The organism is Symbiopectobacterium sp., assembly GCF_051710365.1.
In the GTDB taxonomy this organism is placed as follows: Bacteria; Pseudomonadota; Gammaproteobacteria; order Enterobacterales; family Enterobacteriaceae; genus Symbiopectobacterium.
Genome location: NZ_JBPETA010000086.1, coordinates 1 through 13,017 on the forward strand (window position 1 = coordinate 1; position 13,017 = coordinate 13,017).

The 13,017-nt window shown below is 55.4% G+C and carries 4 protein-coding genes and 4 pseudogenes; 4 read left to right on the forward strand and 4 right to left on the reverse strand.

Annotated elements, in window-relative coordinates; all coding sequences use genetic code 11:
• Window positions 1-142: 142 nt before the first annotated feature.
• Window positions 143-963 (forward strand): annotated as a pseudogene (locus tag ACTBDZ_RS09635) (L-serine ammonia-lyase); the annotation flags it as partial.
• A 324-nt stretch (window positions 964-1,287) separates the two neighbouring features.
• Here the strand turns inward: ACTBDZ_RS09635 and ACTBDZ_RS09640 are convergent.
• From ACTBDZ_RS09640 to ACTBDZ_RS09655, 4 genes and pseudogenes are all read right to left on the reverse strand, one after another.
• A complete protein-coding gene (locus tag ACTBDZ_RS09640; RefSeq protein WP_438815151.1) occupies window positions 1,288-1,728 on the reverse strand; it encodes a helix-turn-helix domain-containing protein in 441 nt (146 codons plus the stop codon).
• Between the two features lie 114 nt (window positions 1,729-1,842).
• Window positions 1,843-2,660, reverse strand: a pseudogene (gene pstB, locus ACTBDZ_RS09645) (phosphate ABC transporter ATP-binding protein PstB).
• A 43-nt stretch (window positions 2,661-2,703) separates the two neighbouring features.
• Window positions 2,704-4,371: a phosphate ABC transporter permease PstA gene (pstA, locus tag ACTBDZ_RS09650; RefSeq protein ID WP_438815152.1), complete on the reverse strand. Its 1,668-nt coding sequence runs from the start codon at window positions 4,369-4,371 to the stop codon at window positions 2,704-2,706.
• Entirely contained in the window at window positions 4,368-6,569 is a 2,202-nt protein-coding gene (locus ACTBDZ_RS09655) for an ABC transporter permease subunit (protein ID WP_438815153.1), read from the reverse strand. The genes pstA and ACTBDZ_RS09655 overlap by 4 nt, the downstream gene beginning before the upstream one ends.
• 388 nt (window positions 6,570-6,957) lie before the next feature.
• On the opposite strand from ACTBDZ_RS09655, the pseudogene ppk1 reads away from it, so the two are divergent.
• From ppk1 to ACTBDZ_RS09670, 3 genes and pseudogenes are all read left to right on the forward strand, one after another.
• Window positions 6,958-9,020: pseudogene (ppk1, locus tag ACTBDZ_RS09660) on the forward strand (polyphosphate kinase 1).
• Between the two features lie 9 nt (window positions 9,021-9,029).
• Window positions 9,030-10,520, forward strand: a complete 1,491-nt coding sequence (ppx, locus tag ACTBDZ_RS09665) for an exopolyphosphatase (RefSeq protein ID WP_438815154.1) — start codon at window positions 9,030-9,032, stop codon at window positions 10,518-10,520.
• Between the two features lie 871 nt (window positions 10,521-11,391).
• Window positions 11,392-12,811 (forward strand): annotated as a pseudogene (locus ACTBDZ_RS09670) (magnesium transporter).
• The last annotated feature ends 206 nt before the right edge of the window (window positions 12,812-13,017 follow it).

Consider the following 13,017-nt stretch of genomic DNA (forward strand, 5'->3'; position numbering starts at 1 on the left):
CAAGGTTACGGATGGTAACGTGGGGAGTACTCATGCTGATTGGTCTGCAAAAAGCAGTAATAAATTCAGAACTTCAGAATACCGTCAAGTCCCGAAAAAAGAAAAATCAGGTGCGGAATGACGGCTGCAACATTGCCACGATCACTGCCTGTCTCTGTCGGCAATTGTGATGAAGAATGAGATTGCCCTGCACGGACGTGAGGCTATCGAGCACTATTTTGCCGAGGTGTAGCAAACCATGCAAAACGCCATCCATCGCGGCATGAACACCGAAGGTATTCTGCCCGGTCCGCTGCGCGTTTCTCGCAGTGCCTCGGCGTTGCACCGTTTGCTGTTTATCAACGATCGCTTCTCTAAAGATCCGATGGATGCCATGGACTGGGTAAACATGTTTGCCATGGCGGTTTCGGAAGAGAACGCCGCCGGCGGACGCGTGGTAACAGCGCCGACCAACGGTGCGTGCGGCATCATTCCTGCGGTGCTGGCCTACTACAACCAGTTTGTCCAACCGGTGACGCAGGAATCCTATCTGCGCTATTTTCTGGCAGCCGGTGCCATTGGCATACTGTATAAAATGAACGCCTCCATCTCTGGAGCGGAAGTCGGCTGTCAGGGCGAAGTCGGGGTTGCCTGCTCCATGGCAGCAGCCGGGCTGGCGGAACTGCTGGGTGCTAACCCTGAGCAGGTGTGCATCGCGGCTGAAATCGGCATGGAACACAATCTGGGGTTAACCTGCGATCCGGTGGCCGGTCAGGTACAGGTGCCCTGTATCGAGCGTAATGCCATCGCTTCGGTCAAAGCCATCAATGCGGCGCGCATGGCGATGCGCCGCACCAGTGAACCGCGCGTCTCGCTGGATAAGGTGATCGAAACCATATGTACGAAACCGGAAACGACATGAACGCCAAATACCGCGAAACCTCACGCGGCGGGCTGGCAATCAAAGTGGTGCTGTGCGAATAACGCGGTATCTTCTCATCGTCCTCGACTCACACACTCATGTCATCCTCGGCGAAAGCCGGGGATCTCTGTGAGACGAAACGCGTTCCACCTGCAAGGAATTCCTGCTTTCGCGCTGAGGCATCCCCACAAATCTAGGCCAAGTCTTTTTGTTGTTGCAGTGAATGTTTCGTGCGCGTTAACCCACGCAGTTATTTGCACCGTACTTCGCAAGCGCCCGACACGGGGTGCTCAATCGCCCTCGCCCCGTGGCCCCTGGCTTTTCGCGGGAATGACAAAGAAAAAGCGGGAGCGGCCAGATGGATGCCAGAGTGACAGGCCACCGCCTTACGATTTTTTTTCATTTTCCGGGCGCGACCAGATAATGTTGTTCTCCGCCGCCGAGATGTACCAGTCCACCGTGCTGTTCGCGACCGGTTTCACCGCGGCGGGTGCGCTGTGGGTTTGCGGCGGGAATGCCGAAGCTTTCTTGCGAATGCGCATCGGCGTGCGCTGTTTTTCTCCGCTGATTTGTGCATGGAAGGCGGAGACATCCGCATCAAACAATACGCCTTCCAGCTGATGCAGGCGGTTCAAACCGCGCAGAATGCACAACAAGCTGCTTAGGGTTATCGATCCCCCCAACTCCGCGCGTTTGATGGTGGCAATACCCAACCCGGCGCGTTCGGCCAAATCAACCTGCGACAGCCGCTGCTGAATGCGAGCTTCTTTGATTCTCCGGCACAGTTCAACAACAATGTCGCCTTCACTCATACTGCTGAATTTCATGTTACGGCTTTACCTGCGCCCGATTAAATTCCGCACATTTTATCATCACTTTTTCATATGGCACGGAGAATCGTACAAAAGACAGGTTTTTTTACGATTTTTTCTGCTGCACCATCAACCAAAGCGCCCGGTAATATAATCTTCCGTTTTGCGCTGAACAGGAGAGGTAAACAGCGTATCGGTGAGATCGTATTCAATCAGTTTGCACTGATGAATAAAGGCAGTGTAATCCGATACCTGCGCCGCTTGCTGCATATTGTGCGTCACCAACACCAGCGTGAAGCGCTGTTTTAATGCTCCCATCAACTCTTCAATCACCAGCGTAGAGATAGGATCGAGCGCGGATGTCGGCTCATCAAGCAATAACACTTCGGGTTCAATCGCGATGGCACGGGCAATCACCAGGCGTTGCTGCTGACCGCTGGAGAGCGTCAGGGCGTTATCGCCCAGCCGGTCTTTCACTTCATGCCACAGCGCTGCTGCACGCAGCGCGTTCTCCACGGTTTCATCCAACAAGCGCCGATCTCGGATACCTTGCAGGCGCAAGCCATACGCCACGTTGTCATAGATGGATTTAGGAAACGGATTGGGGCGCTGGAATACCATGCCCACCCGCCGCCGCAGCGCCGAGACATCCCACTGGGCATCCCTGACGGAAACGCCGCACAGCCGGATGTCACCTTCAATACGGCAATTTTCCACCAGATCGTTCATGCGATTAAAACAGCGCAGCAGAGTCGATTTACCGCAACCAGACGGGCCAATCAGCGCGGTCACCTGATGCTGCGGAATGCGCAACGAGATATCGTTCAGCGCCTGTTTTTCGCCGTAATATAGAGGCTGAGATGATCCACCTCCAGCGCCGTCTGCTCCTCGGTCAGTTGGCTGATATCCAGCAGCGGTGATGAATGCAGGGGATTCGTTACTCGCATAGCCTTTTCCTAATGAAATATCGCTTCAAGACGAGAAACCCCGTCACAACGTCAGCGCGCGGTATTTTTCGCGCAACACGTGGCGCAAGCCCATAGCAGCCACGTTCAACCCGACCACAATCACCACCAGCAACAGCGCTGTGAGATACACCAGCGGACGCGCCGCTTCCACATCCGCACTTTGAAACGCCAAATCGTAAATCTGAAAGCCAAGATGCATGAATTTCCGTTCCAGATGCAGATAGGGGAAAATATCATCCACCGGGAGCACCGGCACAGGCTTCACCACCCCCACCAGCATCAGCGGCGCGGTTTCACCGGCGGCTCGCGCCACTGCAAGGATCAGGCCGGTCAGCATGGCGGGAACCGCCATCGGCAACACCACGTGCCACAAGGTTTCCGCCCGCTTCGCCCCTAACGCTAATGAACCGTGGCGCAGCGACACGGGGATACGCGCCAACCCTTCTTCCGTCGCCACGATCATCACCGGCAACGTCAGCAGTGCCAGCGTCAGCGATGCCCACAGCAGCCCCGGTGTACCAAACGTCGGATTTGGCAACGCATCGGCATAAAACAGCTTATCGAGCGTACCGCCCATCAGGTAGACAAAAAAGCCCAACCCGAACACGCCATACACAATCGATGGCACGCCCGCCAGATTGGCAACGGCGATACGCACCCAGCGTGTGAAATGATTTTTCCCGGCATACTCATTGAGATAGATGGCGGCGATCACCCCTAACGGCATCACAACAATCGACATCAGGATAACCATCAGCACGGTACCAAAAATGGCCGGGAACAGATGGCCGTTGGCATTGTCCGGCGCATCATGGGTAAGCAGGTATGCCATTTCATGCCCCCAGTGCCGCACTTTATCCCACCGACTCATGCTATTGGGAAACCAGGCGCCTTCAATCTCCTTAAGAGGAATGCGATACAGCGTGCCTTCAGCGTCGCGCAACAGGACCTGATTGCGGTCGATTTCCTGATTGAGCGTCACCAGTTGCCCGGATAGCGTATCAAACCGACGCTGCAACTCACCGCGTTCAGCCTGAAAGCGCGCCAGCGTTTGGGTATCCAACGCATCGGTGCGCTGCTTTTGTTTCTCCTCCAGCCGCAGCGCTTCAACCCGCTGGTTGATTTTACGCATGTCGACCAGCCGGATGCGCTGCGTTTTGTTCACAAAACCCTGTACCAGTTGAATACGGCGCTGCAAGGTCGCAGGCAGATCTTCTGCCAGCAGCGGTTGCCCATCCTCCAGCATCCCCGCCAGAAAACCGTAGGCAACGCCGTTGTGTGCGCGCTTGAGCACAATCACATCGGTGGGCAGCGATCGCGCGGTGATCTCTGAGGAAAGCAACGTCTGGAAACTTTGCCCGTAGCGCTCACGCATTCCGACTTTAACCAGATAGCGTGACGCTACTTCATCACCAGCGGCGGCTGACGCGGAAGGCGCGGTCAGCGTTTGGCGGGCATACAGTTCGTCCAGCAGCGCGCGCGGCATTCCCGCCACCTGCTCGGTTAGCGTGAACTGCCACACGGGTTGCGGCCACAAATAGCGCCCCCCCTGCCAGGCCAGCATCACCACCACAGCCAGCATCGCCAACAGGCTGACGCCAATGGCCGCACCGGTTAACCATACCCAGGGCGTGCCACTGCGAAACCATCTGCGCGTCTGCCCTTCAGGGACGGTCGATTGAGACGTCATGAGTGATCCCCCTCATCCCGGTAACGTCGGCGTAATCGCTGACGCAGGGTTTCGGCCAACGTGTTGACCACAAAGGTAAAGATAAACAACACCAGCGCCGTGAGGAACAGCACGCGATAATGCCCGCTGCCCATTACAGCCTCGGGCATTTCGATGGCGATATTGGCCGCCAGCGAGCGCAACCCTTGCAGCAGCCCCGCATCGACAATGGGCGTATTGCCCGTTGCCATCAACACAATCATGGTTTCGCCAACGGCGCGGCCAAAGCTCAGCATTAGTGCGGCAAAAATACCGGCACTGGCAGAAGGCAACACCACGTGCCACAAGGTTTGCCATGGGGTAGCCCCCAGCGCCAAAGAGCCTTGACTCAGTCGCATGGGCACATTGAACAAGGCATCTTCCGCCAATGAGAAAATCAGCGGGATCAGCGCAAAACCCAGCGCAATCCCCGCCACCAGCGCATTGCGCTGCACGAAATTGCCGTCCATCCACTGGAACAGCGGCTGTCTGAACAGACTCACTTCCAGCGCCGTGGCAAACCAGCAAACCCCGAGCACGATCAGCAACAGTACTGGCATCAACAGCAGCACCTCGCGACCCTGCATCCAGCGAGCAACGCGCGGCCAGCGCGCCGTCAGAGCACCCACCCCCAGTACGCCCAGGGTACAGAGCAGCGGCAGCGCCAGAATGGCAGAAAGATAGGTTTCAACGTGCGGCGCAAGCCAGAGTGCGGCAATCAACCCCACCACCACGGTCGGGAGCGCGCCCATGACCTCAAGCGTTGGCTTCACCCAACGGCGTAACCCCGGCGTCATAAAACAGGCGGTGTACACTGCCGCAGCCAGCGCCAGCGGCGTGGCAAACAGCATGTCGTACAGCGTCGCCTTCAGCGATCCGGCCAACAGCGGCACCAGACTGAACTTGGCCTGATAGCTGTCGTCCGCCGCCGTTGACTGCCAGATAAAATCAGGTTGCGGGTAGTTCTCATACCAAACGCGCTGCCACAGCCCACGCCAGCCGATATCGGGGTAAGGATTATCGACACGATAGGCATACCATTGCGTTGGCGTCTCAAGCAGCAGCGCTTTGCCGTGCGCCGAAAACACCATGCGCTGTGCCTGTGCAGCAACCTGCTGCGTTAACACCGCGGCAGACTGCTTGCTGGCAAACAATGAAAGCTCACCCTGCGGCGTCAGGGTGGCAAATACCCGACGCGAGGCTTCCGGCACCAGCTGAATGCCTTGCGTTTCGCGCTGCGGGAAATCTCGAATCTCCGTCAGGCGCAGGCCATCCGTGCCAGGCACATCAAACCACTGAAATATTTTGCCACCCTCGGTATATACCAGCAGCGAATAACCGCCGGACAGCAGCGCCAGCCGCCACGGTCCGGCAGTGGGCAACGTCGCCGTACCAGAAAGCGTTAGCGTCTCACCACTGACGCGCCACGAGGTCAGTTGGTTGCTGTTTAAGCTGTAGATAACATCGCCACGGGGCGTCAACACCAGGTAGTCAACCGGCGTATCGCTGAGTGCCACACTGGCGACAAGTTGCACGCCGTCAGCGGAAATGCGGCCCATGGTCAAACGGTTATCCTGCGTCACCCAAATGGCGACCGCATCCACCATCGTGGCGGCGGCGTTATCGGCCATCGGCGGTGTGGTTTCGCGCAGTGCCAGCGCCAGATGGCGTAGCGGTGTGCCATCCGCCGTCAACGCCAGGGGCATCTTGCCAAACGGATAACGCCAAGCTGGCTGTGCATTGCCCGCGAGCGGAATAAAGGGGGCGACGATCGTGATGTGCCCAGTGGCAGAAAGCAGCGCGTAATGCGGCCGCCCCTCACCGAAGGCGACTGCACGCGTAATGGGCGTGACGCTCAGTGCGGTGCGCGGCAGAGATTGCCCGCCAGCAAACACCATAAACTCGCCAAAGCCCTGTTGATCAATGCGATACCCTAAAGAACCGTCATCGCTGATCCCGACGGCGGCAGACGGCACCGATGCCACTTGCGGCGACGCGGCGTACTGTGTCACCGAGGGAGAAACAAACAGCGGTGCAACCACGTACAGCAGATAGAAAAAAATCAGCACCAACGCCATCATCACCAGCAGGCCACTGCCTACCACAATGTGCTGCGTTATGCGATCCAGACGCCGCCGTCGGGCATCCTGATAGGCAAATCTGCTGTCTGTTTCTGCCATTATCCCTACACCACCCGTCAGGTTCTGTTAGTGAATGGCGAACAAAAAGCCCTGCGTCGCCCATCCCGCACGATGGAGATTACCTCAAACACCGTGGCGGATTGCTTTTCTTACCCCAACGATGAAATCGGGGTAGCATATGTTGCCTTTACACTCATAATATGACAATGGTAAGACGTTCTGTAAGAACGATTTTAACGCACGTCCCCACCGGGCGCGGCATTCAGGTTGTTTTGTGAACAAAACGATCGTAATTCTTCAGCAATGAGACGGCGTCGCATAAAAAATGGTTTTCAAAGAACAAGATAGCGCCACGTCGTCATAACTCCGCCATCATTGGCGTGTAGAGAGTGGGTGCACCGTCAGTAAACGATTTAACGGAGTGACAATGAGTCAGGACAAGCTCTTCATCGAGAAAGAACTAAGTTGGTTATCCTTCAACGAACGCGTGTTGCAAGAGGCAGCGGATCAGAGTAATCCGTTGATTGAGCGCATGCGCTTTTTGGGCATTTACTCCAACAACCTCGATGAATTTTACAAAGTGCGCTTCGCCGATCTTAAAAGACGGATTCTGATCAACGAGGACAAGGCTCCGCCGGTGGTTTACGCCATTTACTGAGTAAAATTCAGGCACGCGTACTGAAAACCGATCAGGTGTTCGATAACCTGTATAACGAACTGCTGTTGGAGATGGCGCGCAACCACATTTTTTTGGTGAATGAGCGTCAGGTCTCTCCGCTTCAGCAGGAGTGGCTGCGCGACTATTTCCGTCAGAACCTGCGTCAACACATCACACCGATCCTGATCCTGCCAGAAACCGATCTGGTGGAGTTTTTGAAAGATGACTACACCTATCTGGCGGTAGAGATTATTCGCGGCAACGAGATTCGCTATGCGCTGCTGGAAATCCCGTCGGACAAGGTGCCGCGTTTCATTAACCTGCCCTCAGAATCATCGCGCAGAAAAAGAACCATGATTTTGCTGGATAACATTCTGCGCTACTGCCTGGATGATATCTTCAGAGGCTTCTTTGACTACGATGCGCTCAACGCCTATTCCATGAAAATGACGCGCGATGCAGAGTACGATCTGGTCACGGAAATGGAGTCCAGTCTGCTGGAATTGATGTCCTCCAGCCTGAAACAGCGCCTGACCGCCGAACCGGTGCGCTTTGTCTATCAGCGCGACATGCCGGATGCGATGGTGGACATGCTGATGGAGAAATTGGGCATTTCGTCTTATGACTCCATCATCCCCGGCGGGCGTTACCACAACTTTAAAGACTTTATCAGCTTCTCCAATGTGGGCCGTCCGAATCTGGAAAACAAAGCGCTGCCACGATTGCGCCATACCCGTTTCAGCCATTTCCGCAACGGGTTCGATGCCATTCGTGAGCGTGATGTGCTGCTCTACTACCCCTATCACACCTTCGAGCACGTGCTGGAACTGCTGCGTCAGGCCTCGTTCGACCCCAGCGTGCTGTCGATCAAAATCAATATTTACCGCGTGGCAAAAGATTCGCGCATCATTAATGCGATGATCCACGCGGCGCACAACGGTAAAAAAGTGACCGTGGTGGTGGAATTGCAGGCGCGCTTTGATGAAGAAGAGAATATCCAGTGGGCCAAGCGCCTGACGGAAGCCGGTGTGCACGTGATTTTCTCGGTGCCAGGGCTGAAAATTCACGCCAAGCTGTTCCTGATTTCCCGCCGTGAAGGGGAAAACATCGTGCGTTACGCCCACATCGGCACCGGCAACTTTAACGAAAAAACCGCCCGGCTTTATACCGATTATTCACTGCTGACCGCCGATGAACGTATCACCAATGAAGTGCGCAGCGTGTTCAACTTTATCGAGAACCCTTACCGCACGGTCAGCTTCGAGTATTTACTGGTGTCACCGCAGAACTCGCGCGCCCGGTTGCACAAACTGATCGATGGTGAGATCGCCAACGCACAGAACAACCTTCCTGCGGCGATCACCCTTAAGGTTAACAATCTGGTCGATAAAGATCTGGCCGAAAAGCTGTATGAAGCCTCCGCCGCAGGGGTGAAGATCAACCTGCTGGTGCGCGGTATGTGTTCGCTGATCCCTTCGCTGCCCGGCATCAGCGAAAATATTCAGGTCATTAGCATTTTAGATCGCTATCTTGAGCACGATCGGGTGTATGTGTTCCATAATGGAGGAGACAGCAAGGTGTATATCTCTTCAGCAGACTGGATGACACGTAATATCGATTATCGTATCGAGGTGGCAGCTGAAATCCTCGACCCGGCGCTGAAAAAGCAGATATTGGACACGCTGGATCTGCTGTTCAGCGATACGGTTAAAGCACGTATTGTTGATAAAGAGCTGAGTAATCGCTATGTTGCACGCGGCAACCGGCGTAAGGTCCGCGCGCAGACGGCCATTTACGAGTACCTCAAGGCCCTTGAGCAACCCGACGAATAGGCAAGAAAAATGCCACTGATACAAACCGATACCGATAAAGAAGCACCGCAGGAATTCGCCGCGGTTGACCTTGGCTCCAACAGTTTTCATATGGTGGTGGCCCGTGTGGTCAACGGTGCATTGCAAGTGTTAAGCCGCCTGAAACAGCGGGTGCACCTGGCAGATGGCCTTGACAGCAACAACATGCTGAGCGAAGAGGCGATGGAGCGCGGCTTAAGCTGCCTGGCGCTGTTTGCTGAGCGACTGCAAGGCTTTTCGCCTGACAACGTTTCCATCGTGGGCACCCATGCCCTGCGTGAAGCCGCCAACACCCAGACCTTCTTGCGCCGCGCGGCCGACATTATTCCTTATCCCATCGAGATCATTTCTGGCCATGAAGAAGCGCGCCTGATTTTTATGGGCGTGGAGCACACTCAACCAGAAAAGGGCCGCAAGCTGGTGATCGACATCGGCGGCGGTTCCACCGAGTTGGTTATCGGGGAGAATTTTGAGCCGATACTGGTCGAAAGCCGTCGTATGGGCTGTGTCAGCTTCGCACAGCAATTTTTCCCGAACGGTGAAATAAGCGAGCAGAATTTCCGGCGTGCGCGTCTGGCGGCGGTACAGAAGCTGGAAACCCTCTCCTGGGAATACCGCATTTATGGCTGGGACTATGCGCTGGGCGCATCCGGCACCATTAAATCCGCCCATGAAATTCTGGTGGAAATGGGTGAGAAAGACGGTCTGATCACGCTGGACCGGCTTAACATGCTGCGCGATCAGATTTTGCAGTTTAAAACCTTCAAATCTCTGAGTTTGCCGGGCATGTCGGAAGACCGGCAATCGGTGTTGGTGCCCGGGCTGGCAATTCTGTGCGGAATTTTCGATGCGCTGGCGATCAAATCGCTGCGCCTGTCGGACGGCGCGCTGCGTGAAGGAGTGCTGTATGAAATGGAAGGCCGTTTCCGCCATCAGGATATTCGTATCCGCACAGCACTGAGTCTGGCCAGCCACTACAATATCGACAGGGAACAAGCGCGTCGGGTACGGGAAACCACCGAGTTGCTGTTTACCCAGTGGGCAGCGCAAAACCCGTCGCTGGTGCATCCGCAGTTAGAAGCGATCCTGAAATGGGCGGCCATGCTGCACGAAGTGGGCCTGAGTATCAACCACGCGGGCATGCAGCGCCATTCCGCCTATATTCTGCAAAATACCAACCTGCCAGGCTTCAATCAGGAGCAGCAGTTGATGCTGTCATTGATGGTGCGCTTGCAGCGCAAAGCCATCAAGCTGGAAGAACTGCCGCGTTTCAACCTGTTCAAGAAAAAGCAGTATTTGCCAATGGTGCAGATTCTGAGGCTGGCAAGTTTGCTCAATAACCAGCGTCAGGCGACCACGCCGCTAGATTCGCTGCGCCTTGGCACCGATGACAACCACTGGATACTCACCTTTCCGCAAGGCTATTTCGCCCAAAATGCCTTGGTACAGCTCGATCTGGAAGCAGAACAGGTGTACTGGTAGGACGTGACTGGCTGGAAATTGCTGATAGAAGAAGCCAACTAACGTCCTGCGCTCCCTTCAAGGAGGGCATCAGACTGATGACCAAGTCACTTCCTCCCTCGTCATCCTCGGCTTCCCTCTTGTCATCCTCGGCGAAAGCCGGGGATCTCTGCGAGAATAAACGCGTCTCTCTGCAAGGGATTCCTGCTTTCGCGGGAATGACGGTGGGAGTAGGCTGTTTGTCAGCAACTGGCTCAATGCAATACTACTCTGCGCTCCCCTGCGATTACTCGCCCGCCGCGATGGCGAAATCCGTCATGATCACAAAAGTACGTCGAAGGATTGACCAACTTCATCAATTGTGAATAAATAGAAATAGCGCATAAGCGCGGATACGAGAGTGATAATAATGGCTACCCTGATACACAAGCGACGAACCACCCTGGCAACCTTATCCCACAAGCGACGATCGTCCCGCGAGAGACGAAGCGGTTCGCGAATTGCGCAAGCGATTCTCCTGATCAGTTTCTTTATCCTCGTAGGCCGTTTCGCTTACTCCTCCGTTAGTGCCTTTTTCCATCATCAAGATAAACAGCAACGTATCGAACAAACGCTGAAATCATCGCCGGTCAACCCGACGCTTCCCTTCGTTAAAAAAGAGTAGCGCACGCGCTGTTTTGCTCCTCTGAGCGCCACATTTCCGATCATCTTCGTTATCCTGCATTGCGGGAAGCCTTACTATTATCCTTTTCTTCCCTAAGATTTTTTTCATCAGGTTGCTCTGCCTTAGCGGCCACTCTGCGCTAGGATTACACTATTGCAGCATTACGCGCCCCACGGAGATAATGGGTGCCGTGTGCGTGTCACGAGATACCGACTGAGAAAAATAATCATGCCAAGCGTCAAAAAACTCTCGGCCATTCGCCGTCGCATTTCATTGTTGTTGCTGGACGATCCTGCGCTGGTGGAAAGCATCATCACTCAACAACCCCCGGTTGCTGAAGATGAAAAAAAGCGGCTTCTCGACCACACCGCCGAGATCTGTACGCTGCTTACCGAATTACATGCTGCTGACCTTGCAGACCTGCTGGAATCGCTGCCGCCCGAAGCGCGACAGGCGCTATGGTGCCTGACACCGCTCGATAAACGTGGTTTTGTGTTGTATGAGGCCTCGGACACCATTTCTGATGGCCTTATCGCCCAGATGAGTGACAAAGATATCCTGCGCGCCATTCGTCCGCTGGATATCGATGAACAGGCGCAGTTAGCACGTCGCCTGCCGCGCCACCTGCTGGGCCGTATTCTCACCGCGCTGGAACCCCGCCAGCGGGCGCAACTGCGAGAAACCATCCAGTACGACGAAGATTCTGTCGGTTATCTGGTTGATTTCAATCTGCTGACGGTACGACCGGACGTTACGCTGGCAGTAGTACAACGTTTTCTGCGTTGGCATAAGGTGATCCCTGACGCTACCGACAAACTGTTTGTCACCGATCGTAAAAACCGCCTGCTGGGTGAGCTCACGCTGACCAATATTCTGCTGCACAAGCCAAACACACGGGTTGAGCAGGCAATGGATCCGGAGCCGATCCTGTTCGAACCGGAAACGGAAACTGATGATGTCGCCAGCGCGAACGCTACGATCTGATTTCCGCCGCCGTTGTCGACAGCAAAGGCAAGCTGTTGGGACGCGTCACCGTGGAAGATATTCTGGACCGGGTTAACCGCACCAGCGATCACCATCTGCGCCGCTCCGGCGGGTTGACGGCGTCAGAAGATGTCTATGCCCAGTGGCCACGGCGGTAAAAAACCGTTCAGGCTGGCTGGCCATCAACCTCTGCACCGCCTTGATCGCGTCCCGGGTTATTGGCTTGTTCGAAGACACGCTGGCACATCTGGTGGCGCTGGCAACGTTGATGCCGATTGTCGCTGGCATCGGCGGCAATACTGGCAATCAAACCATCACCATGATCGTGCGCGCGCTGGCGTTGCACCAGTTGGATCACGGCAAAAAATCGACCTTGCTGTTTAAAGAGTTGGGCGTTGCCGTCGTCAATGGCCTGGTATGGGGTGCCGTGCTCGCCGTCATCACCGTGCTGCTGTACGGCAACATCGCCATGGGCGGCGTCATGATGCTGGCTATCCTGCTCAACTTGCTGTTGGCCGCCACCATGGGAGTGACGATCCCGCTGGCAATGGTAAAACTGGGCCGCGATCCCGCCGTCGGCTCCAGCGTGATGATCACCGCGATCACCGATACCGGCGGCTTCTTTATCTTCCTCGGGCTGGCGACCCTGTTTTTACTGCCCTGATGCAGACAACACTCCTGCTCCAGCGGACGGCTGGCAGATGTGAAGCGTAGGTGGCAAGCCGGTGCGGGCCGGATAATCCTGATAGGACGTGAGATATTTAAACGGGAAACGTGCGATAAATGTGGATCTACTTGGGACAAACTGGATCTATCTGGGACAAGTCAGGGTCATTAAGTTACACATAGTGAAACAGGAATCATCACTCA

Coding starts and splice junctions, on each gene's coding strand:
- ACTBDZ_RS09640 (WP_438815151.1), bottom strand. CDS start 1,728: ATGAAATTCAGCAGTATGAGTGAAGGCGACATTGTTGTTGAACTGTGC.
- pstA (WP_438815152.1), bottom strand. CDS start 4,371: ATGACGTCTCAATCGACCGTCCCTGAAGGGCAGACGCGCAGATGGTTT.
- ACTBDZ_RS09655 (WP_438815153.1), bottom strand. CDS start 6,569: ATGGCAGAAACAGACAGCAGATTTGCCTATCAGGATGCCCGACGGCGG.
- ppx (WP_438815154.1), top strand. CDS start 9,030: ATGCCACTGATACAAACCGATACCGATAAAGAAGCACCGCAGGAATTC.